Origin of the sequence: Parasphingorhabdus sp. (assembly GCF_039982395.1) — a bacterium.
Taxonomy (GTDB): domain Bacteria; phylum Pseudomonadota; class Alphaproteobacteria; order Sphingomonadales; family Sphingomonadaceae; genus Parasphingorhabdus.
This window is the reverse complement of the sequence record NZ_JBDWYO010000001.1, coordinates 387,361-408,653: the sequence shown is the minus strand read 5'-3', so window position 1 is coordinate 408,653 and position 21,293 is coordinate 387,361. Positions and strand designations below refer to the sequence as shown.

Genomic DNA, 21,293 nt, shown 5'->3' with positions numbered 1-21,293 from the left:
TTAAGCGGAGGGGGCTTTCCGTGTTGCCTTACCCGTCAAAAAGGAATCGGTCGAATAGATCGCAAGGCTGGTCCAGATGAGCAGGAAGCAGATGATATGCGAGGGGCTTAGTGGTTCCTTGTAGAGAAACACACCCACCAGAAACTGGATCGTTGGCGCCAGATAGTTCAGCAGGCCTATCGTGCTGAAGGCCATTTTCTTGACTGCTGAAGCGAACAGCAAAAGCGGTATTGCAGTCACGAGTGCGCCGCAGATTAGCAACAGGTCAATCATCCAGTCATCGCCCAGACGCTGGTTATCCGGATTCGGTGTTCCGCCGAACGACAGCCAGACCAGGAACAGGATGAAGGGAAGGAACAAGATGCCGGTTTCTGCGGTCAGTCCGGTGATTGGTCCGATGTCGGCGATCTTGCGAACCAGCCCATAGCTGCTCCAGGATGCCGCGAGAGCGAGACTGATCCAAAGTGTATCCAGCGCTTGCACCGCCAGCACCGATACGCCTGCCGCGGCTATCGCTATAGCAATCCACTTGTTGCGGGACAGTTTTTCGCCGAGAAAGATTTTTCCCATGAAGACGCTGAGCAGCGGGCTTATATAGTAGCCCAGACTGGCAGCGAGAATATGGCTTTCATGGATGGCCCAGACATAGATCAGCCAGTTGCCGGCAATGAGGCAGGCGCTGGCCAACATCGACCATCTTAGCTTGCGGTCTGCCAGAGCCGTCCCCAGGCTAGCGAGATTTTTCCGAAAATAGAGGATCAGCAGCAACACCGGTACAGACCAGACGATGCGATGTGCGACAACTTCTAGTGCATCCACGCTTTGCAGTTGTTTGAAATAGACCGGCATCAGACCCCAGAACAGGCACGCCAAAAGCGCTTGCATGAAGCCGATTCTGCTGGTGGATTGCGCGAAGGACATTGTGCAGCGCTTAAGCTGCCCGCTGACGCTGGGCAATCAAGAAATCCTATTGCTCCGGAAACCGGAGTGCAGGGTTAGATGATGCCGCCGCCGATCCAGAGCCGGAAGCCGCAGATGCACATCACAATCAAGCAGAAATACATGCCGCTCGTACGCGAAGAGATCAGGCCGAAAAGGGCGCCGATACCGGCGATCGGCAGGATCAACCAGTTGGTCCAGCCAAGCAGGGGGACCAAGCCGATGAAGGAAAGGAGCAGGGCAATTGTGCCGATGATGATGGAGATAATATTAGCCATAGCTGTATTATAGGCATAGATCACTTGAGTTTCAAGGGATTGTGCTACTGGTGCCGAAATTGCGAAATTGTGGGAAGGGTTGGGCCGTTGCACCCGAATCTACTTGCAAGGGTGCAGCCAACGGGGAGCTGACAAAGCTCTCCGAGCCCTATCAGGTTGTGCGGGTTGACGACTGGGGGCAATCGCGCGAACAATGGCAAGAGAATAGAAAACAGTTCCAATAGGAGAGTATAACATGGCCGAAGATCGCTATCTTGATCCCACGCGCGAGCATTTTGACGCATTCAAGGCGCTCCCACGCGATGTGCCGATCAATATGCTCAATCTGCTGCAATTTCATGGTGACGCCCAATATCCGGCCGATCACCCCAACGCTGCCAAAGGCTGGACCGGCGAGCGCGCCTATGCCGAATATGGCAAGACAAGTGGGCCGATATTTGCGCGCGTAGGCGGCACCATTCTTTGGCGCGGACAGATGGAGTGCATGGTGATTGGACCTGATGACAAGCAGTGGGATTCATCCTTCATCGCCCGCTATCCGAATAGCGGCGCATTCTTGGAGATGATCACGGATCCCGAATATAAGAAAGCGGTGGTGAATCGGCAGGCAGCTGTGCTCACTTCGCGCCTCATACGGTTTGGCGAAATGGAAGGCCCGGACACGTTCGGATGAATCCCGGAATGGGACAATAGGTTAACGAATAGTCACCCGATTAACCAGTTTCCCTAACGGAATGTTAACGCTTTTTGATGCATGAGCTTCCCTAAATTCAGGAGCAAATCGCATGTCCCATCTATCCCGTTCTCTTTGGTTATCCGCCGCAGCCTTTGCGCTGCCTCTCACGCTTGCAGCTTGCGGCAGCAATGAAGCCAGCGATGAAGCGTTGGCGCAATTGGATGACAATCTAACCTCTGACCCAGCTATGAATGATGCGCTGGAAGATGCGATCTTGGTCGACCCTAATCTCACCGATCAGGCGAACGGGAATGCCATCCGGGGTGCCAATGGCGCTGCCGACGGTTCCGTACCGCCAGGAGCGACCTATGCCGGATCGACTGCAGGCGGCAACGCCGCTGCCGATGGTGCATCGAGTGGCAAGATGATGAGCGCGCCGAAGCCACGCCAGATGAATTCCGATGATGAATGCACCAGCTGTGCTGGAAGCGAAGGGATGACTTTGGGTGCGAAGGCGGAACAGCAATCGGCACGGCGGGGCAAGGGCACCTGCGACCAGAAGCTAAGCTATGACATGGGTTGGGCCAACCGGATGCCGCCGGAATTTCCGGTATATCCGAAAGCCAATGTGCAAGAAGCTGCCGGCGTTGAAGGCGGCCTGTGCGACATACGCGTCGTCAGCTTTACGACATCTTCTCCTATGAAGAATGTTGTGGATTATTATTACACGCAAGCCAAACGCGGCGGCTATGATGCGGAATATCTGCTGCGTGGCAGCGAACATGTTCTGGGCGGAACCAGAGGCAGCGATGACGGTGCCTATGTAATCACGCTGAACAAGCGTTCGGGCGGCGGCACGGCGGTTGATATTGTCGCCAGCAACGGTCGCTGATTCAAACAGACACCGCCGGGCATCGCATTTGAGATTGTTTCGGTATTTTAAAGGTGGCCCTTTGTGGCCACCTTTTTTGTTTCATCATTCGCGGTAACTGCCGCCGCCATCCACAGTGATGTCATTGGCTGTGGTGAAGCTGCTCATGTCGCTGGCCAGCCATAGCATGGCATTGGCGACTTCGACGGCCAAACCGACCCGGTTAATCGGATGGTTGCGATTGAAGACTTCCACCGCTTCGTCATGTGGTCCCGGATAGGCGGCAAGATAACGCTGGTACATCGGCGTGTCGATCGCGCCGGGGTGCACAGTGTTGACCCGGACGGGATATTTCTCGGCTGCACAGTGCAGCGCAAGGGATTTGCTCATCGACGTGACCGCGGCTTTGCTGGCGCAATAGGCAGCAAATTGGGCGCCGGGACGCATCGCCAGCATAGAACCGATATTGACGATCGCTCCGTCCTCGCCGCTTTCGATGATCGCGGGAAGGCCAACACGGCAGCCGTAAAAAGTGCCTTGCAGATTGATATCAATCGTCCGGTTCCAACTCTCCAATTCTACCTCATCCACGGATCCCGGTTCCGAGATGCCCGCGACGTTGAACAAGGTCGTCATTTTGCCAAAACGCTTCTTCGTCGCGTTGACGGCTTCCTGCCACTGGTCGAGATCGCGGACATCCAGTTCAACGGCATCCGCACGTTCGCCAAGCGAGGCAGCATGTGCCTTGGCCTTGTCATATTGGACATCACCCAGCATGATCGAGCCGCCTTCCTCGATCACGCGCTGTGCTGCTGTGCCGCCAATACCTTCTGCGCCGCCCGAGATTAGCGCGACTTTTCCGTCCATCAAACCCATGATATTTTCCCGTCTATTGGTCTATTTCTTGTCAAACAAGATCGGCAGGTTGCTAAGCCCGCGCAGCATCATGTTGGGTGGATAGTTCAGTTCTGCGCCTTCGGGAATCCGGAGATTGTCGATCCGCTTGGCGAATTGCTGGAACGAGACAGTCATCTCTTTGCGCGACAGCATATTTCCGACGCACATATGGATGCCTTTACCGAAAGCCAGGTGGGTACGCGCATTTTTGCGGTCGACCTGAAATTCATTCGGATTTTCGAACTGCTTGGGATCGCGATTGGCAGCATGATAGCGCATCATCACCATCGCGCCTTTGGGCAGCATCACACCGCCCAATTCGGCATCGCGATGCATCACCCGCCAGATGCCTGACGAACCACTGGACATCCGCAAAACTTCTTCAACCGCGTTAGGGATCAAGGAAGGATCGTCCTGGATCTTCTTATATTGCTCTGGATTGGTTGCGAACAGCCGCATGCCTTCAGCGAGCGCTGCGGTTGTCGTTTCATTGCCGGCAACCATCAGCTGCTGCACGATGGACAGAGATTCTGCATCATCCAGCGGGCGTTCACCGTCGACCTGCGCATTGACCAGGTCGGAGAGGATATCGTCTTTCGCTTCCTTGCGGCGCTCGTCCATATTGGCTTTTAGCGCGTGCTGATATTCCACCACTTCGCGCTCGGTTTCCAACTGGCGCTCGCGCGTCATCATACCCGAGAGGCGATCGACAAAAGCATTGGTCCAACGCTTGATGGTGCTGGCATCGGCTACGTCGAGGCCCAGTTGCACGGCAATGGTTCTAACCGGCATTGGAATCGCATATTCATCGACAAAGTCGCATTCACCCTTGTCGATAAAATTGTCGATCAGTTCGTTCGACATTTCCCGCATACTGTCTTCCAGCTTGTTCACCTTGGGCATGGAGAAAGCGAGATTGACCAGTTTGCGGAACCGTGTGTGCACCGGTTGGTCTGCGGTCAGCAAAGTGTTTACCTGCGGCCAGCCCTTCGCTTGAATGGCTTGCAATTCTTCATCGCTGTTCAGCTCTTCATCGGTTTTTCCGCCGGAAAGCAGAGCATTGAAATTGTTTGAGAAATCATCCAGTCGACCGACAGCTTCCGAGATCAGGTCATAGTCCAAAACCACATAGGTGCCGCTGGCTTCATCGAAAAAGACCGGACTTTTGGCGCGTTTCTCTTCATAGAATTCAAACGGATCGACCAGAATGTCGGGCTGGAAAAGGGATTTGGATACTGCTTCGTTCATGGCAAGTTCCTGTTCAAATTAGTCAAAAGAAGGTGTGGGTTTGCCTTCTGCATTGTAAACGGGCCCCTCGGCATCGACCCGGTATTTGGCGCTGACGGCATTGATTAGACCGAAGCTGCCAATATGGGCGAGCATGTTGGCATAGTGGACATCGTCAAAATGCTGGGCAAGGGCTGCTTCATCGGTCCATTCTTCAAAGACTTCGATACGCTCCGGATTATGCATGTCCGCGGCCCAACTATAGCATAAGCATCCGGCCTGACTAAGAGCGCCGTCAATAAAGGGCTGCGCTTTCTTCAAGCATTCTTCGCGTGTTGCCGGATCCACGTCGATATGGGCGGCGATCAAAATTTTAGCCATTTTTCATAATCTCCTAGAGCTTGTTTCCGCCGAGCTGTGCCACGACGTTGAATATACGCTTGCTATAAAACCACTGACCATCAATTTTGACAAATTCGTCATCATAGCGGCCGCCAGCAATGCGGGGCTCGCCATTCTCGACCAAAACTTCGTGGGTTTGATAGCGTCCGGAGGCTGTATCGCCTGTCACTTGCAGGCTGCCGGGAATGCCAAGAAAGCTGACAGCGTCAAACTGACTCATTGCGCCATTCCAGAGGTTGACGATGTTTTCGCGGCCAACCACTTCGGTGCCCATGAGCGACCAGACAGCATCTTCAGTCCATAGCGCACCCCAATCATCGGGGTCGGTCCGTAGCACCGCATCGCAATAAGAATCGTGTAATTCCCGGATCGCTAACCGGTCTTCTATTGGTCCTGAAAACATGGACTCATCCTCTCCTAATTTTGGGAGAGACTACACGGCAAAACCGCTGCCATGACAAGCTGCCATAAGTGCTAGCGAGGGTTGATCAATCGCCGCTGATCCGTTCGATATCAGCGCCCACAGCAGCCAGTTTCTCTTCCAGCCGTTCATAGCCGCGATCCAGATGGTAGATGCGCTGCAGCTTGGTTTCGCCTTCGGCGGCCAGTCCGGCAATGGCCAGACTCATCGAAGCGCGCAAATCGGTTGCCATGACTGGCGCGCCGGTCAGTTTCGTGACGCCCCGCACCACCGCCGTGCGACCCTTGGTCTCGATATCTGCGCCCATGCGGTTGAGTTCGGGCACATGCATATAGCGATTTTCAAAAATAGTTTCGGTGAGCACGCTCGCGCCATCCGCCATGCACAGCATTGCCATCAATTGTGCCTGCATATCGGTGGCCAGGCCGGGATAAGGAGCCGTTGAGAGCGTGAGAGGCTTGAGCTTGCCATCGGAAGCAACCTTGATTCCTTTGGCATGGATTTCGATGTCGAGGCCAGCAAGCCGCAGTGCGTCTAGCGTTGCTTCCATTTCATCTGCTTTGGCAGCCAACAGATCGACTTCACCCCCCGCAATACCGACGGCACAAGCATAGCTGCCGGCTTCGATCCGGTCTGACATCACGCGATAGGTGCAGCCGTGCAGTCGATCGACGCCATGGATGGTCAATGTGGAAGAGCCAATGCCTTCAATTTCGGAACCCATGGCGACCAGCATATTGCACAAGTCGACTATCTCCGGCTCCCGTGCGGCGTTTTTGAGAATGCTTGTTCCGTTCGCCAAAACCGCTGCCATCAAGGCATTTTCTGTTGCTCCGACGGATACGACGGGAAAGGAGAATTCTCCGCCTGGCAATCCGCCATCGGGTTGTCGGGCAATGACATAGCCGCTGGTGGTTTCTATGGTCGCCCCAAGCGCTTCGATAGCCTTGAGATGCAAATCAATCGGCCGGTTGCCGATTGCGCAACCGCCGGGCAGGGATACCCGGCATTCGCCGGCGCGGGCCAATAAGGGGCCCAACACCAAAATCGATGCCCGCATTTTCCGGACGATGTCATAAGGCGCTTCGGTCGAAGTGATCTTGCCCGCTTTGAGCGTCATGACCCGACCGAAGTCTTCCGGCCTCGCCCCTTCAATGGTTGTAGAGACACCCAGTTGGTTGAGCAGATGCCCAAAACTGTCGACATCGGCCAACCGGGGCAAGTTGCGCAGAGTGACCGGTTCTTCGGTCAAAAGCGCGCACGGTAGCAAGGTCAGGGCGCTATTTTTAGCGCCCGAAATCGGGATGGTGCCAGACAGCCGATTGCCGCCACGTATCGAGATAATATCCATGGTCTAGCATTTACCGAAAATGGTGATGCAGGCAAGTCTATTGCGCAGATGCCAACGCGACTCTGGTCTGGGGATCAGTTCCGCAAGAGTCCTAGCGCCGCGTAGGTGGCTTCTACCGTCGGGCGCGCCATGGCCGAAGCTTTCTCCGAACCGCTGCGTAAAATCGCGTCAATCGCAGTCGTGTCTTTGCGCAGCTCTTCAAACCGGTCGCGGATCGGCGACAATCTGCTAACCGCCAGATCAACAAGCGCGGGTTTAAAGTCACCAAAACCTTTGCCTGCAAATTGGGTGAGCACGTCTTCTGGCGATTGATCGGCGAGCGCAGCATATATGCCGATCAGATTTTTTGCTTCCGGGCGCCCCTCTAGACCGGCCATATTGTCCGGCAAAGCTTCGGGGTCGGTCTTGGCTTTTTTCAATTTCCGCGCGATTGTGTCGTCATCATCACTCATGTTGATGCGGCTCAGATCAGACGGATCGGATTTGCTCATTTTTGCATTGCCATCGCGGAGGCTCATGATCCGGGCCGCTGTTTTTCCGATAAATGGTTCTGGCAGGACAAAGGTCTCGGTGCCGGTGTCGTTATTGAACTTTGAGGCAATGTCGCGAGCCAATTCAAGATGTTGCTTCTGGTCTTCGCCGACGGGAACATGGGTGGCTTGATAGGCCAGAACGTCAGCTGCCTGCAGAACCGGATAGCCATAAAGACCAAGCGAAGACCTTTGTTTGTGCTTGCCTGACTTTTCCTTGAACTGGGTCATCCGGTCCAACCAGCCCATCGGCGTATTGCAGATCAGCATCCAGGCCAGCTCAGCATGGGCCGGCACGCGGGCCTGGTTGAACAGGATCGATTTGTCCGGATCAACGCCCGCCGCGACCAGCGCGGCAACCATTTCACGGCAATTATTGGAAAGCTCTTCGGGGTCGTTGTGAACCGTGATGGCATGCAGATCGGCTAGAAAGAATAGACATTCTCCTTCGTCCTGCATCTTCACCCAATTTTTGATCGCGCCCAGATAGTTGCCGAGATGGAGATTGCCCGTAGGCTGGATGCCCGATACCGTACGCATTGCTTTAACTTCCTTCGTTTGCGGCCTCTTCCGCCGCTTTCTTCTTGGTCAGCATGCTGATCTTGTCGCGATCGATCGCGCCGGTCAGCCATGCGAGCGCCGCATAAACCAGTCCGCCGACGCTGACCAGAGCCGTGATCGAACCCACTCTCTGCCAGATGGTGCCGTCATACATGCCTTCTCCGATCGGAGCAGCGTAAATGAGGACAGCGGCCATGCCTAGCGCAGAGAGCGTGATCCGGCCAATCCGCAGCAACAATGACCATTCCAGATGATAATGTCCGCGCCGGTGAAGCATGGTGTAAAGCATAGCGCAATTGCACCAGGCCGCGACCGCACCGGCAAAGGCGAGGCCTTTGATGCCGTATAGTGGGATCAAAAGAAGGTTGAGCGCAATGTTGATGAGCAAAGATAGGCCTGCTGTGTAGACCGGCGTCTTGGTATCTTTCCGTGCAAAAAATCCTGGGATCAGGACTTTTACCAGAACATAGGCAGGCAAGCCGACGACCAGCGCGGCAACGACAGCGGAGGTGGTCTCGCCGTCGCTGGCGGTAAAATTGCCGCCGACGTAGAAGGATGTAACCAAAGGGCCAGCCGCAAAGAACAAGGCGATGGCCGCAGGTATGGTGAGCAACATAGCCAGTTCGACTGCATTGCTTTGCAATCGCTGGGCTCCGCCTTGATCATCCTTGGCTATGAATCGAGAAAGGGCAGGCAGAATGGCGGTCCCGAGAGCAATACCGATAATGCCCAGCGGAAGTTGGTTCAGGCGATCAGCCATGGCCAGATAGACGAAAGAGCCTTCCGGCAAACGTCCGAGAAAGAACAGGTCAATGAAGCGACTGATCTGATAGATCCCCGCTCCGAATACCGCTGGCAGGATGAGGATGCCCAATTCCTTCACGTCGGCAGTCAGGCGTGGCATTTTAAGGGGGAAACGAAATCCGGTTTTGCGCGCCCAGTAATAGAGCCACAGCATCTGGATCAGTCCAGCAGATGCGACGGCAATCGCCAGAAAATAGGCGGTCTGGCGCGGATCGCTGCCGTCGTTCAATAGGTAGGAGGCCAGCAAGGCGGTAATCATGCAGATATTGAGCATGATCGGCGCGGCAGCGGCTGCCGCGAAGCGGCTGAGCGAATTCAATATCGCTGCGAATAATGTCGTGACGCTGATCAGGCCGAGATAGGGAAAGGTTATGCGGGCCAGTGTAAGAGAGAAGCTATCCGATCGCCCGCCTTGCCCGAAATCGTCGATCAGCCAGAGCAGGCCAGGCATCGCCAGCATCATGACTGCGGAAAAGGCCAGCAGCAAAGGCACGAAAACAGACAAGACATCGACGACAAATTTCTGTGCCGCCGTGCGATCTTGATCAACCTCCATCTTGCGGTTGAACAAAGGCACGAAGGCGGCCGAAAATGCGCCTTCGGCAAATAGTCGGCGGAAGATATTGGGCAGTTGAAACGCCAGCTGCCATGCATCAGCGGCTGCCCCGGCACCGAGTATCCGCGCCAGCATGATGTCACGCATGAATCCGAAAACGCGGCTGACCAAAGTCAACCCGGCAATCGTACCGGTGGATTTCAGCAGGTTCATGCCTGCTGTCCTAGCAGTGTCGGTTAAGCGTTGCCAACCGGCTGCTCGCCTGTCTGCTCTGCCGCCATCTGTTCGCGCTGCTGCATGTAGAGCGTTGTGAAATCAATGGGTTCAAGCAGCAAGGCCTGGAATCCCGCATCGCGCACAGCGTCGGAGATAATGGCACGGGCAAAGGGGAAGAGGAGCCGCGGCGCTTCAGCGAACAGGAACGGATGGGCTTGCTCGTCGGTAACGTTGCGCAGTCCGAAGAGACCGCAATAGAGAAGTTCAATAGCAAAGGCGACGCCTTCATCCGCCTTGGCGGTGACATCAATCTTCAGTTCAACTTCATGAACTTCATCCGAGACATTGGACGATCCGATGTTGAACTGCACGTCAATCTGCGGCTGTGCATTCCATTGATACACATCGGGTGCATTTGGATTTTCGACCGACAGATCCTTCACATATTGTGAAATCACGCCAATTTGGGGCGCGGTGTCTGCGCCATTTGCTAGCGGATCCGGAGTGGTCACATTACCGGTTTCGTCTTTTTCATTCTCATCAGCCATCGGGCGCGTCCTTTTGGAAAATCAGTCAAACATGTCCTTATGCGCATATTGCAGCGCCGGTCGCAGCGCGCCTAGCAGGGGACGGAACCGAGGGCAATGAAAGAGTAAACGGGGCTTATTGAGGACCGCATTTTACAATATTTGTAAGCGCGGGTTCACAATTTGCTTGTTAGAAGAGGTTGGCCGATTGCAGCAAGGTGGCTTTTCTACTAATGCATTTGAAACCGGCCCTTTTTCTGCCTATATATAGGGCAATTGGAAAGATTGGATATTGCAGTGACCTTCGAAATTGTACTTTTGGCAGTTGTGGCGGCTTTTCTTGGCCTGCGGCTCTATTCTGTGCTGGGCAAGCGCACCGGCCATGAACAAGAGCATACGCCGCGGAGCATCGACCCGCGCGCGAACGAGCGCCGGCCATCTGAAGATGGCAAACCGCATATTCCAGATATTGTTCCCGCTCCTGCTCCTGCGGGCACGCCAACCATGATCTATGACAGCAGTGCGGAAGCCGGGATGCGTGAAATTCTGAGCGCGGACCGCAATTTTGATGTCGGTCGGTTCGTCGAAGGCTCGAAAGCGGCTTACGGTATGATTCTTGAAGCCTTTTGGAAGGGCGATAAGGAAGAGTTGAAATTGCTCTGTGACGACGATGTCTATCAGAGTTTCGAAGAAGTCATCGACGCGCGTGAACAACGTGGTGAAGTCCTCGAAAACCAGCTTGTTCGCATTGACGATGCACGGATTTCTGCGGCCGAATATAGTCGGCCTGTGGCCCGCATCACGGTGCAATTTGATGCCGATATTGCCGCTGTGGTAAAAGACAAAAAGGGCAAGCTCATTGGCGGATCGCTCTCTGACGCCGCCGAAACCCACGATGTTTGGACCTTTAGCCGTGATCTTTCGAGCGCCGACCCGAATTGGTTGCTTGACGAGACCGATGAGGCCTGACCCTCAGTCGCCGGGGGGCATTATTATGAAAATCGGAACGCTTTTCGGAGCGGCATTGCTGTTTAGCGCTTGCTCCATGACGCTTGTGCCCCAAGGGGTTTCTGCCCAGCAGGATAGCGGCTGGACAACGGGGGCTCCATCCGGTTCCGTTCGTACGCCGACGATAATCGGCGAAGATACCACACGCGCTCTGGGCACCGGCATTGCCGCCGGACCAGATGTTGCTGCGTTGAACTTGTCGCCAACCAAAGCCAGCTCAGCCTTGCAATCTTATCGCACCAGTTGCGGTTCCCTGGTTCGCCGCGAAGACAATAGCGGGTTGACCAATGGGGCAGACTGGCAAGCGTCTTGCCAGGCAGCGCAGAGTTGGGCGACGAACGATGCGGCGCGCTTCTTCCAATCCTATTTTGAAACCGTCCAGGTCGGTAATGGCGAGGCCTTCGCCACCGGCTATTTTGAACCACAGATTCGTGGGTCGAGGGTTAGAAATAGCAAATATACGGTCCCCGTCTATCGCCGACCGCCGAATTTGATTGATGTCGATTTGGGCCAATTTTCTGAAAGTCTCAAAGACAAGCGTGTTCGCGGCAAGGCTGTTGGAACCAAGCTGGTGCCCTTTGAAGATCGCGGCGCCATTGATGACGGAGCCATTGCTGATCAAGGCCTCGAGATTGCCTGGGCGCAGGACTATGTCGATTTTTTCTTTCTGCAAATTCAAGGCAGCGGCCGTCTAGCGATGCCCGATGGCTCGGTCATGCGCATTGGCTATGCCGGGCAAAATGGTCATGATTATACCGGTATCGGACGGGTGATGCGGGAACGTGGCCTGCTGGCCGATGGCAAGACCAATATGCAAGGCATTGTCGAATGGCTGCGCGCCAATCCAGAGCAAGGCATGCGGATCATGCGTGAGAATAAAAGCTATGTCTTTTTTCAGGAGCTCACCGGTGCAGGACCTTTGGGAGCCATGGGTCATCCTGTTGTAGCCCGGACATCGGTTGCCGCTGACCGGATGTTCGTGCCTTTGGGCGCTCCGGTCTATCTCGACATGGAACATGATATTGCCGACGGCATCTGGGTGGCCCAGGATAGTGGCGGCGCCATTAAAGGTCCCAACCGTTTTGATACTTTCTGGGGCGCAGGCGAAGAAGCGGCCAGAATAGCAGGCGGCATGGCTTCGCGGGGACAGGCGCTGATTTTCCTGCCGAAGGGCACAATATCCCGGCTTCTCGATTCCCAACAGCCCCGAGGCAATTAAACCATGTCCGACCGGCCTCTAACCGCCGGCGAAAAGGCGCTCTGGCAGAAATTTATAGAGACTGTGAAGCCACTCGATCACGGGCGGGTCAAGCGTGTGGAATCGCTTCCTACAGCCAAGAGGCCGCGCGATATCAACGGACCGATTACAGCTGAATCTTTTGGCGGGCAAACAACCAAGGCGGTTCCCTTGCGCGATCAGAAACCGGTGCCGACCCGGCATGGTCTGGATGGTGGCTGGGATCGGCGACTGGCGAAAGGCATGGTCCAGCCGGATGTCACCGTCGATTTGCATGGCTATACATTGTCATCTGCGCACGGACGCCTCGACAGCGCATTGGAATTGAGCCTCGCCGCAGGCCACAGGGCAATGTTGTTGATTACGGGCAAAGCGCGAAGCGAAGAAGAACGCAGTCGATCCGGCGGCCGCGGCGCGATTCGTTCTGCTATTTCTGATTGGCTGGCTGCATCCCGCCATGCATCGCGCATTGCGACAGTGCGTCGCGCCCATCCCCGCCATGGGGGTGCTGGCGCGCTTTATATTATTTTGCGGCGACCGCGCTAGTCAGCGCAACGCCCGCTCGACAATCAGCGCGAAAATTTTGGACAATTGTTCCAGATCATCAATCGCCACAGCTTCATCCAGCTTGTGCATCGTCGCGTTGCAGAGGCCGAATTCGACCACCGGCATGATCTTGGCTAGAAAGCGCGCATCGGAGGTTCCCCCAGAGGTTGACAATTCCGGTTCCACGCCGGTGACGTTATGAATGGCGCCGGCCACGATGTCAGAAAATTCGCCCGGTGGTGTCAAAAATGGTTCGCCGGAAATGATCGGCTTCAATGCTCCGCCATGCCGTTCGACAATCTCCCGAACCATGGCGCTCAGGCTTTCGCCGCTGTGTCGGTCGTTGAACCGGATGGACAGCCGGCCTTCCGCCTTGGCAGGAATGACGTTATGCGCAGGATTGCCAACATGGAGATCGGTAAATTCAATATTGCTCGGCTGAAACCAGTCGGTCCCTTGATCCAGTTGCAGGGCATCAATTTCACTCAAAATCTTGCCTAGCTTGGTGATTGGATTGTCGGCATTATGCGGATAGGCAACATGGCCCTGCATGCCATTCACTGTGATCCACATGTTGACCGAACCTCGCCGCCCGATCTTCATCATGTCGCCAAGTTTGTGGACCGATGTTGGCTCTCCGACAAGGCAGAGATCAGGGACAATGCCCCGCTCGGCCATAAGGTCCATCAGTGCCACGGTGCCAAAGCGGGCTGGCCCTTCTTCGTCGCCGGTGATGATCAGGCTTATCGTGCCCAGGTCTTTGGGCAAATCATGGAGCGCGCTGACAAAGGCGGCAATGCTGCCTTTCATGTCGACCGCGCCGCGTCCGTAGAGCAATTCACCTTGGATTTCCGGCACGAAGGGATCGGTTTGCCAACCCTGGCCTGGAGGAACAACATCGAGATGACCTGCATACGAAAAATGCCGTGCTCCGGCTGCTCCTTTGCGAATGGCAAAGAGGTTTTCGACGGGACCCCCCTGGTCCGCATCTTCGGGCGCATCACCGGCAATGAAACGTGATATCTCAAACCCCAGAGGTTCCAGCATGGCTTCCATCTCGTCAAACACGCTGCCGGTCGCGGGGGTGATGCTGGGCTGGGCGATCAGCTTTTTTGCAAGGTCAATTACTGTTGCGAGGGTCATGGGTGATTGATCAGCTTTCTGCCGTTTCTGGCTGCTCTAGGCGTTGGATCACCCATGGCTCATCTTCTGCGGCTTCCATCCATTGCGCGGTCCATTCATGATCGAGAATGGTCTGCATATAACTGGTGGCAAAGCCGGGCAGGCGGAATCCGTAGGTCTGGAATCGGGAGACGACGGGCGCATACATGATATCTGCCGCGCCATAGGTGCCGAACAAAAATGGTCCGCCGCCGCCAAAGCGTGCTCGCGCCTGTGCCCATAATTCGATGATCCGCGCGGCATCGGCGTTGACCTCGTCGCTTAAGGTAAGGCCTTCGTATATTTTTCGGGTATTCATGGGGCATTGGCGGCGCAGAGCCATGAAGCTCGAGTGCATTTCTGCCACCATCGACCGGGCCATGCCGCGTGCGATTTCATCTTTCGGCCAAAACCGGTCTCGGTGGGTCTTGTCGGCGAGCCAGTCGACGATTGCCAGGCTGTCCCAGACCACCGTCTCACCATCCCACAATATCGGAACCTTCCCGCCTGAAGGTGCGAAATTTTCACTTTCCCGGACATGGTCCCAATCGTCGCCGAATAGGGGCACGGTCAATTCTTCGAAGGACAAGCCCGATTGTTTGCAGGCGAGCCAGCCGCGCATCGACCAGCTAGAATAGGCTTTGTTTCCAATTATCAGTTTCATATTCTGTCCCATAACCAAATATGGAAACCAATGTATAGAAAACCGACGTCCGGGAGAATAGTTTTGGGGAAATTAGCTTTGTACGGCTTCGAGAACGGCAAGCCGCAACTCGTTTATACCCTGTTTCTTTTCTGAAGAGGTGAGCAATAGGTCAGGATGGGCTGCCGGATGCTTCTTGGCAATTGCCGCAACCTGCTCGGCTGTGACATCCAGAGCTTCCTGCTTCACTTTGTCTGCCTTGGTAAGCACCACCCGGTAACTGACTGCCGCCTTGTCGAGCATTTCCATCACTTCTTCGTCAACCGGCTTGATGCCATGTCGCGAATCGATCAGGACGAATGTGCGTTTCAGCACGGCTCGCCCACGAAGATAGTCGTTGATAAGAAAGCGCCATTTCTGGACGACTTTCGGCGGTGCTTTTGCAAAGCCATAGCCCGGCATGTCGCAGATACGAAAAATCAGCGGATCGCCGATATCGAAGAAATTCAGTTCTTGGGTTCGCCCGGGCGTGTTTGACGTCCGCGCCAGACCATTGCGGTTGGTCAGCGCATTGATCAGCGAAGATTTGCCGACATTCGACCGCCCCGCAAAGGCAATTTCCGGCACCTTCGGGTCGGGCAGGAACTGCAACTGCGGCGCACTTTTCAGAAAGCTGATCGGGCCAGAGAACAGCTTTGGGTGAAGTGGGGTCACCATTGGCTGCTCTTTCTGCTGGCCAGGGTCATGCCTCGGCCTTGTCAGCAGCCGCTTTTTTCGCCTTCTCTTCTGCTTCCTTCGCCATCATTTCCTTCATCTGCGGGTGGCGCGAATAGAGCCACTTTTGTTGCGCGATGGTGAGAATGTTGGATACAGTCCAATAGAGCTGCAGGCCGGCGGCAAATGGTGCCATGATGAACACCAGAATCCATGGCATGATGGCGAATATCTGTTTCTGCATCGCGTCCATCGGTGCCGGGTTCAATTTGAATTGCAAGTGCATGGTGAAGCCCATTAGGATCGGCAAGATGCCGACCGCCAGGAAGCTTGGCGGATCGAATGGCAGCAGACCGAACAGGTTGACCGGGGTCAATGGGTCCGGAGCACTCAAATCCTTGATCCAAAGCACAAAGGGTTGATGGCGCATTTCGATGGAAAGCATCAGCACTTTGTAGAGGGCGAAGAAGATTGGAATCTGCAAGAAGATCGGAAGACAGCCGGAGAGCGGATTGACCTTCTCTTCCTTGTACAGCTTCATAATGGCTTGTTGCTGTGCCTGTTTGTCGTCCTTGTGCTTTTCCTGAAGCGCTTTCATCTTCGGTTGAACGGCCCGCATCTGTGCCATGGACGCAAATTGTTTCTGCGCGATCGGGAACATGACTCCCCGCACAACAAAGGTCATCAGGACAATGGCTACGCCGAAGTTGCCAACAATTTTGAACAACCAGTTGAGCAGATAGAAAAGCGGTTTTTCAAACCAGTAGAACCAGCCCCAGTCGATCGCGCGATCCAGGTTCTGGATACCGAAGTCTGCTTCATATTTTTCCAGAACGGCATTCTCTTTGGCGCCGGCAAACAAACGGGTCGTGGTTTTTAGCTCTTTGCCAGGCGCGATGATCTGTGCCGTCTTTTTCGCGATCTCGGCCTGAAATATATCACTGCCGCCCGAGCGGAACTTGGCGTCGACCTGATTAATATCCTCCGGGATCAATGCGCCCAGCCAATATTTGTCGGTAAAGCCCAGCCAACTGACCTCTTTGTCATAGCTATTGGTTCCGGCGACCGCTGAGGTGCCGAACATGCTTGAGAAAAAGCCAGGTTCTTCGCCAGCTACATTCTCATAGTCTACATCGTAGTTTGCGGCGCCTTCATATACCCCAACAGGACCGGAGTGGATGGTCCATGTGCTGGCTTCGCTTGGCGCAACATTGGCCAGGTCCCGTTTCCGGTTAATCAAGCCATATGGTTTGAGCGCGATTGCATTTTCACCGCGATTCGTGACGCTCTGTTCAGATGTGATCAGATAGTCTTCATCGATCGAGAGCGTGATCGTATAAGTTTGCCCCGTCTCGTTGGCCCAACTGAGGGTTACCGGTGTGCTGGGGGTCAACTTGCTTTGATCAGGTGTCCAGACAGTATTGTCGTCCGGGACAGCAACGCCTTCACCGGCCCAGCCGACGCGGCTGAAATAGGCATCTTTGGTTCCAGAAGGCGAGAAGAGCCGGACAGGGTCGCTATCTTTGCTCATGTCCACTGTATGATCCGTCAGTGTCAGGTCATCAATGCGTCCGCCTTTGAGGTTGATAGAACCTTTGACGCGTGGTGTTTCGATCAGGACACGCGGGTTTTCGCGCAAAACTGTCGCCAGCGGACGAATTTTGTCCGAAGCTGCCCCGGTAGCGATTTCCGCTCCGCCGTCGACAAGCGCGCCAGTCTGGGCCGCAGTGTCGCCAGCCACGGTAGCCGCCGCCGGATCAACGGCCGGTGCCGTGACTTCGGTCTTGTTGGCCATTTCTGGGAAAAGCTGCTCCATCAGTACGGGCCAGCCAAATAGGATGATCCCGGTGAGAAGCACCGCCATGATAATATTACGTTTATCGTCCACTATGTCGTCCTGTTTTCGGCCATTTGTTGCAAATAGGATCGGTGTATGAAGGTATCAAGGAACGGGGTCATAACCCGAGCCTCCCCAAGGATGGCAGCGCAATAGCCGTTTCGCTCCTAGCCAGCTACCCTTAATTGCACCATGTTCCTCGATCGCTTCAATCGCATAGGCGCTGCAAGTGGGTTGAAAGCGGCAAGTCGGTGGCAATATCCGCGAAGGCCCCCATTGCCAGAGCCGAACGCAGAAGATAAAAATTTTTCTGAGCATCTCTAACCCAGCTTTTTGGCCAGATATTTGAGGCCCTTTTCCAATTCGGTTGTTAAAGTTGCAAAATCCACTTCTTTGTTGGCTTTGCGGCCGATCATGATGTGGTCAACGCCTGTGATGCCGTTGCTCGGCAATATATTGGCGAGCAATGCTCTGAATCTTCTTTTCATGCGATTGCGCGCCACTGCGTTGCCGATTTTCTTGGTAACTGTGATGCCCTGGCGGATCGTTCCGGCTGGGATCGGATGATCGCTGCTGCGGCGATGCGCAAGCAGAACAAAGCTGGGTGTGACAAATCGCTTGCCGCGATTGGCAGCGAGAAAATCCGCACGCTTGCGAATCACTTCCACAGGCTGGTTTGAATCAGCGGAATGCGAATCGGACGCAGAGGACTTCAAGTCCAGATGATCCGGCGATGGTCGTGCTTCGACGGGCGTAGCACTGACGGTCATATGGCTGTTAGGCAGAGAGCTTCTTGCGGCCACGGCTACGGCGGGCTGCCAACACTTTGCGGCCTCCAACAGTGGCTTTGCGGGCGCGGAAACCATGGCGCCGTTTGCGGACCAGGCGGCTTGGTTGAAAAGTACGCTTCATCGCGATTATCCTACGTCAAAATTTCGATAAAAAAGGCCGCCATAAGCTGCGGCCGATACGTTGAGGCTGCGATTAGGCAGACAGGCGCGGAAAGTCAAGCATTTGCGCTAGACTTTCTTGTCTCGATTGCCTGCCTTCACCTTACCGAAAATCGGCAGTTCAAAATCATCGGGAAGGGCTTTGTGGTGCCTTCTGCGCATCGCCCAGTCAGTCCATTTGCCATAATGGGGGAATCGCCGTTTGAAATCGACATAGCGTTTTTTGGCCCAGCGGGAGTTTTGCAGCACCAGGGCAAGGCCGATCGGGAAAACAATGATAAAGCCGGGGCCTGGAATCGCGCCAATAATCGGTGAGACAATGATCAGCATGAATCCGATGACCGCGAGCAAGAATCGCGATCCCGAGGTATATTTCCACCGCTTCTTTGTTAGTTTATCGTTCATTACATCTCACTTGGTGCTTGGCGACCAGACTCGCAAGCCCGCTATCGCAACTAAAGCGTGCGCAAGTGATTATTGTTGCTGCAGATGCACGAGAGGTGAACGGGGGTGGATTAGTGCAGAAGTTGAAAGCGTGCCATGTCGCTGCGCGATAACCGGAGCTGATCCGAGAAGGGGACGCTGTTGGTCAGTGCGTAAAATGCTTTGGCTGTCGGCACTGGCACACCCATTTCGGCATAATAGTCGAGATATTCGGCATGTACCGGATCATTGGCCGGATAGTCATTCGCTTCGCGGCCATCTTCATCCATCCAGCTGTGCACGATAAATTCAGCATTCTGGTGTGCTGTCCTGTTAAGCCCGGCTAGAAAAAGTTCCACGGCACCGGAACGGACAGAGCCGTGGGCAGGCACATGGGTGCTGATTCCTGCGCGGCGAATCATCCGGGCGAGGTTCAGATTTGCTTCTTCATCTACAGATCCGTCGCAATCGATCATTTCGATCCGTTTGATCCCGGGAAATTGACCGAGCATCTGGCGGAAAGCTGCCGGTGTATAGCTATCCACCGTACCGGTCATTTCAACGGCGTCATGAGCAACTACCCGAAATGGGCCATATTGGCCGAGCGTGCTAGTGGCTGCTGCGACCGGCGCTACTGGCTCATATATCTCATATTCCAGCGTTTCGATGGTCTCTGTGACCACATAGCTACTGGCGCTGTGAGCCGGAACGGCAGGCAGCAATAGAAAGGCGACCAAAAGAAATGCGCCGACGAAAAGGCCGCCGAAGCCTTCTGAGCTTCTACGATTGCCCGCTATATCTAGTGATCTGCCCTGTTCCATTTGTCGCTTTTGGGGGCAAATCGCTTGCCAAAGCGTAAGGGCGCGTGGTTGCAGCGATATTAACCTGCTTTGTGCCCAGACTTTCGGGATTTTTGACGGTTACGGCCAAGTGGCTGTTGACGCTCGACTCGCCGTCCGGGCAGCGCCAATGTTTTGACTATGAAAATGGGGTGGTCATGATGGTGGCGCTGGTTCAGACCGTGGCATATCTCGGACTGGAAGCGCGAGGTGTTGAAGTGCAGTGCCAGGTTGCGCCGGGATTGCCTGCGTTCAACGTTGTCGGTTTGCCGGACAAGGCGGTCGCAGAAAGCCGTGAACGGGTGCGTGCGGCCATTGCTGCGATGGGGCTTTCGCTTCCACCAAAACGCATCACGGTCAATCTGTCGCCCGCCGATCTGCCGAAAGCCGGCTCGCATTATGATCTTCCGATCGCGCTGGCCTTGCTTGGTGCTATGGGTATTATCGATGCCGAGACTCTGGTCAGCTATGTTGTGGTTGGGGAATTGTCCTTAGACGGTCGACTGGCTGTTACCCCGGGTGTTTTGCTAGCCGCACTTCACGCATCAGGTCGAAATCTCGGTCTGATTTGCCCGGAATTGCAAGGCTCCGAGGCGGCCTGGGCCGGTGACGTCGAGATACTGGCGCCCGGTGATCTGCTCGCCCTGCTCAACCATTTCAAGGGCCAGTCGATCTTGACTCCACCGAAAACTGGTGCGGCACCCGAACCAGATTACGGACCGGACCTGAAAGACGTAAAGGGTCAAGAAACTGCCAAACGGGCACTCGAAATCGCGGCAGCTGGCGGGCATAATCTATTGATGAACGGTCCACCGGGGTCGGGAAAGTCGCTCTTGGCGTCTTGCTTGCCCGGCATCTTGCCACCCTTATCTCCGTCCGAGGCGCTCGAAGTGTCCATGGTGGCCTCGGTGGCCGGCACGCTAGAAGGCGGACAAATGTCCCGACAAAGACCATTTCGGACTCCACATCATAGCGCTTCGATGGCGGCGCTTGTTGGCGGCGGGTTAAAGGTTCGTCCCGGCGAAGTCAGCATGGCGCATCTGGGTGTCTTGTTCCTCGATGAGCTTCCCGAGTTTCAGAGGCCGGTGCTTGATTCTTTACGCCAACCATTGGAAACTGGCGAAGTCAGCGTGGCTCGTGCCAATGCCCACGTCACCTTTCCGGCGCGCGTGCAGATGATCGCCGCTATGAATCCATGTCGATGCGGGCATCTCGGGGATGCGGCACTGGCCTGTTCGCGGGCGCCAAGATGCGCTGCGGACTATCAAGCAAAAGTGTCAGGCCCGCTGCTCGATCGGATTGACTTGCATATAGAAGTAGAAGCGTTGTCGGCCGCTGATCTTACTATGCCACCGCCCGCAGAAGGTTCCGTTGCAGTCGCTGCCCGGGTCGCAAAGGCCCGGTCAATTCAAAGCCAGCGCTACACCGAACTGGAAGCGCGGACCAATACCGAGATCGATGGAGATGCTTTGGAGACATATGCCACACCCGATGAACCGGGACGAATCCTGTTGGCGCATGCTGCGGAAGCGATGCGGTTGACGGCGCGCGGCTATACGCGAGTTTTAAGAGTCAGCCGGACCATCGCCGATTTGGCTGGTGCCGAGGCCATCGGTCGCATTCATGTGGCCGAATCGCTCAGCTATCGGCGGCAAGTGCCCCGCAGTTAGTCATTGAAA

The 21,293-nt window shown here is 55.2% G+C and carries 25 protein-coding genes; 6 read left to right on the top strand and 19 right to left on the bottom strand.

Annotated features, from left to right (window positions below; all coding sequences use genetic code 11):
* Positions 1 to 921 carry an EamA family transporter RarD gene (rarD, locus tag ABJV08_RS02020; protein ID WP_348039032.1) on the bottom strand — a complete coding sequence of 307 codons (921 nt, stop codon included), beginning with the start codon at positions 919 to 921 and terminating at the stop codon, positions 1 to 3.
* A gap of 74 nt (positions 922 to 995) precedes the next feature.
* A complete protein-coding gene (locus ABJV08_RS02015; RefSeq protein ID WP_348039034.1) occupies positions 996 to 1,217 on the bottom strand; it encodes a hypothetical protein in 222 nt (73 codons plus the stop codon).
* A 235-nt stretch (positions 1,218 to 1,452) separates the two neighbouring features.
* On the opposite strand from ABJV08_RS02015, the gene ABJV08_RS02010 reads away from it, so the two are divergent.
* Complete coding sequence (locus ABJV08_RS02010) at positions 1,453 to 1,890, top strand: DUF1330 domain-containing protein (protein ID WP_348039036.1); 438 nt, start codon at positions 1,453 to 1,455, stop codon at positions 1,888 to 1,890.
* Between the two features lie 112 nt (positions 1,891 to 2,002).
* The gene (locus tag ABJV08_RS02005) at positions 2,003 to 2,785 is read left to right on the top strand and encodes a hypothetical protein (protein ID WP_348039038.1); all 783 of its coding nucleotides are present in this window, start codon (positions 2,003 to 2,005) and stop codon (positions 2,783 to 2,785) included.
* 84 nt (positions 2,786 to 2,869) lie between these two features.
* Here the strand turns inward: ABJV08_RS02005 and ABJV08_RS02000 are convergent, their stop codons facing one another.
* The 8 genes from ABJV08_RS02000 to secB form a co-directional block, all read right to left on the bottom strand.
* On the bottom strand, positions 2,870 to 3,640 hold the full coding sequence (locus ABJV08_RS02000) for an SDR family oxidoreductase (protein ID WP_348039040.1): 771 nt from the start codon (positions 3,638 to 3,640) through the stop codon (positions 2,870 to 2,872).
* A 21-nt stretch (positions 3,641 to 3,661) separates the two neighbouring features.
* On the bottom strand, positions 3,662 to 4,909 hold the full coding sequence (locus ABJV08_RS01995; protein ID WP_348039042.1) for a cytochrome P450: 1,248 nt from the start codon (positions 4,907 to 4,909) through the stop codon (positions 3,662 to 3,664).
* 18 nt (positions 4,910 to 4,927) lie between these two features.
* A complete protein-coding gene (locus tag ABJV08_RS01990; RefSeq protein ID WP_348039044.1) occupies positions 4,928 to 5,269 on the bottom strand; it encodes an antibiotic biosynthesis monooxygenase in 342 nt (113 codons plus the stop codon).
* 13 nt (positions 5,270 to 5,282) lie between these two features.
* On the bottom strand, positions 5,283 to 5,693 hold the full coding sequence (locus ABJV08_RS01985; protein WP_348039046.1) for a nuclear transport factor 2 family protein: 411 nt from the start codon (positions 5,691 to 5,693) through the stop codon (positions 5,283 to 5,285).
* An 85-nt stretch (positions 5,694 to 5,778) separates the two neighbouring features.
* Positions 5,779 to 7,062 carry a UDP-N-acetylglucosamine 1-carboxyvinyltransferase gene (gene murA / locus ABJV08_RS01980; protein WP_348039048.1) on the bottom strand — a complete coding sequence of 428 codons (1,284 nt, stop codon included), beginning with the start codon at positions 7,060 to 7,062 and terminating at the stop codon, positions 5,779 to 5,781.
* 74 nt (positions 7,063 to 7,136) lie between these two features.
* Complete coding sequence (trpS, locus tag ABJV08_RS01975) at positions 7,137 to 8,132, bottom strand: tryptophan--tRNA ligase (protein ID WP_348039050.1); 996 nt, start codon at positions 8,130 to 8,132, stop codon at positions 7,137 to 7,139.
* Positions 8,133 to 8,136: 4 nt separating this feature from the next.
* Positions 8,137 to 9,726, bottom strand: coding sequence for a murein biosynthesis integral membrane protein MurJ (murJ, locus tag ABJV08_RS01970; protein ID WP_348039052.1), 1,590 nt, complete (start codon positions 9,724 to 9,726; stop codon positions 8,137 to 8,139).
* A gap of 23 nt (positions 9,727 to 9,749) precedes the next feature.
* Complete coding sequence (gene secB, locus ABJV08_RS01965; RefSeq protein ID WP_348039054.1) at positions 9,750 to 10,277, bottom strand: protein-export chaperone SecB; 528 nt, start codon at positions 10,275 to 10,277, stop codon at positions 9,750 to 9,752.
* A 276-nt stretch (positions 10,278 to 10,553) separates the two neighbouring features.
* Between secB and ABJV08_RS01960 the strand changes: the two genes are divergently transcribed.
* From ABJV08_RS01960 to ABJV08_RS01950, 3 genes are read left to right on the top strand one after another with little or no spacing between them, the layout of a single operon-like run.
* The gene (locus ABJV08_RS01960) at positions 10,554 to 11,225 is read left to right on the top strand and encodes a Tim44/TimA family putative adaptor protein (protein WP_348039055.1); all 672 of its coding nucleotides are present in this window, start codon (positions 10,554 to 10,556) and stop codon (positions 11,223 to 11,225) included.
* 25 nt (positions 11,226 to 11,250) lie between these two features.
* Entirely contained in the window at positions 11,251 to 12,483 is a 1,233-nt protein-coding gene (locus ABJV08_RS01955) for a murein transglycosylase A (RefSeq protein WP_348039056.1), read from the top strand.
* Between the two features lie 3 nt (positions 12,484 to 12,486).
* Positions 12,487 to 13,047 (top strand): Smr/MutS family protein, encoded by a 561-nt coding sequence (locus tag ABJV08_RS01950; RefSeq protein ID WP_348039057.1) that lies wholly within the window; start codon positions 12,487 to 12,489, stop codon positions 13,045 to 13,047.
* Here ABJV08_RS01950 and dapE read toward each other — a convergent pair whose 3' ends face one another.
* The 9 genes from dapE to ABJV08_RS01905 form a co-directional block, all read right to left on the bottom strand.
* On the bottom strand, positions 13,048 to 14,190 hold the full coding sequence (gene dapE / locus ABJV08_RS01945) for a succinyl-diaminopimelate desuccinylase (RefSeq protein ID WP_348039058.1): 1,143 nt from the start codon (positions 14,188 to 14,190) through the stop codon (positions 13,048 to 13,050).
* 10 nt (positions 14,191 to 14,200) lie between these two features.
* The gene (locus tag ABJV08_RS01940; protein ID WP_348039059.1) at positions 14,201 to 14,872 is read right to left on the bottom strand and encodes a glutathione S-transferase family protein; all 672 of its coding nucleotides are present in this window, start codon (positions 14,870 to 14,872) and stop codon (positions 14,201 to 14,203) included.
* Between the two features lie 72 nt (positions 14,873 to 14,944).
* The gene (gene yihA / locus ABJV08_RS01935) at positions 14,945 to 15,568 is read right to left on the bottom strand and encodes a ribosome biogenesis GTP-binding protein YihA/YsxC (protein ID WP_348039060.1); all 624 of its coding nucleotides are present in this window, start codon (positions 15,566 to 15,568) and stop codon (positions 14,945 to 14,947) included.
* Between the two features lie 25 nt (positions 15,569 to 15,593).
* Entirely contained in the window at positions 15,594 to 17,453 is a 1,860-nt protein-coding gene (gene yidC / locus ABJV08_RS01930) for a membrane protein insertase YidC (RefSeq protein WP_348039061.1), read from the bottom strand.
* Positions 17,454 to 17,507: 54 nt separating this feature from the next.
* Positions 17,508 to 17,720, bottom strand: a complete 213-nt coding sequence (yidD, locus tag ABJV08_RS01925; RefSeq protein WP_348039062.1) for a membrane protein insertion efficiency factor YidD — start codon at positions 17,718 to 17,720, stop codon at positions 17,508 to 17,510.
* A 2-nt stretch (positions 17,721 to 17,722) separates the two neighbouring features.
* The gene (gene rnpA, locus ABJV08_RS01920) at positions 17,723 to 18,172 is read right to left on the bottom strand and encodes a ribonuclease P protein component (RefSeq protein ID WP_348039063.1); all 450 of its coding nucleotides are present in this window, start codon (positions 18,170 to 18,172) and stop codon (positions 17,723 to 17,725) included.
* Positions 18,173 to 18,179: 7 nt separating this feature from the next.
* Positions 18,180 to 18,314: a 50S ribosomal protein L34 gene (rpmH, locus tag ABJV08_RS01915; RefSeq protein ID WP_082788408.1), complete on the bottom strand. Its 135-nt coding sequence runs from the start codon at positions 18,312 to 18,314 to the stop codon at positions 18,180 to 18,182.
* 107 nt (positions 18,315 to 18,421) lie between these two features.
* A complete protein-coding gene (locus tag ABJV08_RS01910; RefSeq protein WP_348039064.1) occupies positions 18,422 to 18,757 on the bottom strand; it encodes a PGPGW domain-containing protein in 336 nt (111 codons plus the stop codon).
* Positions 18,758 to 18,867: 110 nt separating this feature from the next.
* Positions 18,868 to 19,596 carry an alpha/beta hydrolase gene (locus ABJV08_RS01905; RefSeq protein WP_348039065.1) on the bottom strand — a complete coding sequence of 243 codons (729 nt, stop codon included), beginning with the start codon at positions 19,594 to 19,596 and terminating at the stop codon, positions 18,868 to 18,870.
* 179 nt (positions 19,597 to 19,775) lie between these two features.
* Here ABJV08_RS01905 and ABJV08_RS01900 point away from each other — a divergent pair, with 179 nt between their 5' ends.
* The gene (locus ABJV08_RS01900; protein ID WP_348039311.1) at positions 19,776 to 21,284 is read left to right on the top strand and encodes a YifB family Mg chelatase-like AAA ATPase; all 1,509 of its coding nucleotides are present in this window, start codon (positions 19,776 to 19,778) and stop codon (positions 21,282 to 21,284) included.
* Positions 21,285 to 21,293: the final 9 nt, after the last annotated feature.

Excerpts from the sequence above, each read along its gene's own strand:
- rarD (WP_348039032.1), bottom strand. The coding sequence starts at position 921 with ATGTCCTTCGCGCAATCCACCAGCAGAATCGGCTTCATGCAAGCGCTT.
- ABJV08_RS02015 (WP_348039034.1), bottom strand. The coding sequence starts at position 1,217 with ATGGCTAATATTATCTCCATCATCATCGGCACAATTGCCCTGCTCCTT.
- ABJV08_RS02010 (WP_348039036.1), top strand. The coding sequence starts at position 1,453 with ATGGCCGAAGATCGCTATCTTGATCCCACGCGCGAGCATTTTGACGCA.
- ABJV08_RS02005 (WP_348039038.1), top strand. The coding sequence starts at position 2,003 with ATGTCCCATCTATCCCGTTCTCTTTGGTTATCCGCCGCAGCCTTTGCG.
- ABJV08_RS02000 (WP_348039040.1), bottom strand. The coding sequence starts at position 3,640 with ATGGGTTTGATGGACGGAAAAGTCGCGCTAATCTCGGGCGGCGCAGAA.
- ABJV08_RS01995 (WP_348039042.1), bottom strand. The coding sequence starts at position 4,909 with ATGAACGAAGCAGTATCCAAATCCCTTTTCCAGCCCGACATTCTGGTC.
- ABJV08_RS01990 (WP_348039044.1), bottom strand. The coding sequence starts at position 5,269 with ATGGCTAAAATTTTGATCGCCGCCCATATCGACGTGGATCCGGCAACA.
- ABJV08_RS01985 (WP_348039046.1), bottom strand. The coding sequence starts at position 5,693 with ATGTTTTCAGGACCAATAGAAGACCGGTTAGCGATCCGGGAATTACAC.
- murA (WP_348039048.1), bottom strand. The coding sequence starts at position 7,062 with ATGGATATTATCTCGATACGTGGCGGCAATCGGCTGTCTGGCACCATC.
- trpS (WP_348039050.1), bottom strand. The coding sequence starts at position 8,132 with ATGCGTACGGTATCGGGCATCCAGCCTACGGGCAATCTCCATCTCGGC.
- murJ (WP_348039052.1), bottom strand. The coding sequence starts at position 9,726 with ATGAACCTGCTGAAATCCACCGGTACGATTGCCGGGTTGACTTTGGTC.
- secB (WP_348039054.1), bottom strand. The coding sequence starts at position 10,277 with ATGGCTGATGAGAATGAAAAAGACGAAACCGGTAATGTGACCACTCCG.
- ABJV08_RS01955 (WP_348039056.1), top strand. The coding sequence starts at position 11,251 with ATGAAAATCGGAACGCTTTTCGGAGCGGCATTGCTGTTTAGCGCTTGC.
- ABJV08_RS01950 (WP_348039057.1), top strand. The coding sequence starts at position 12,487 with ATGTCCGACCGGCCTCTAACCGCCGGCGAAAAGGCGCTCTGGCAGAAA.
- dapE (WP_348039058.1), bottom strand. The coding sequence starts at position 14,190 with ATGACCCTCGCAACAGTAATTGACCTTGCAAAAAAGCTGATCGCCCAG.
- ABJV08_RS01940 (WP_348039059.1), bottom strand. The coding sequence starts at position 14,872 with ATGAAACTGATAATTGGAAACAAAGCCTATTCTAGCTGGTCGATGCGC.
- yihA (WP_348039060.1), bottom strand. The coding sequence starts at position 15,568 with ATGGTGACCCCACTTCACCCAAAGCTGTTCTCTGGCCCGATCAGCTTT.
- yidD (WP_348039062.1), bottom strand. The coding sequence starts at position 17,720 with ATGCTCAGAAAAATTTTTATCTTCTGCGTTCGGCTCTGGCAATGGGGG.
- rnpA (WP_348039063.1), bottom strand. The coding sequence starts at position 18,172 with ATGACCGTCAGTGCTACGCCCGTCGAAGCACGACCATCGCCGGATCAT.
- rpmH (WP_082788408.1), bottom strand. The coding sequence starts at position 18,314 with ATGAAGCGTACTTTTCAACCAAGCCGCCTGGTCCGCAAACGGCGCCAT.
- ABJV08_RS01910 (WP_348039064.1), bottom strand. The coding sequence starts at position 18,757 with ATGAACGATAAACTAACAAAGAAGCGGTGGAAATATACCTCGGGATCG.
- ABJV08_RS01905 (WP_348039065.1), bottom strand. The coding sequence starts at position 19,596 with ATGGAACAGGGCAGATCACTAGATATAGCGGGCAATCGTAGAAGCTCA.
- ABJV08_RS01900 (WP_348039311.1), top strand. The coding sequence starts at position 19,776 with ATGGTGGCGCTGGTTCAGACCGTGGCATATCTCGGACTGGAAGCGCGA.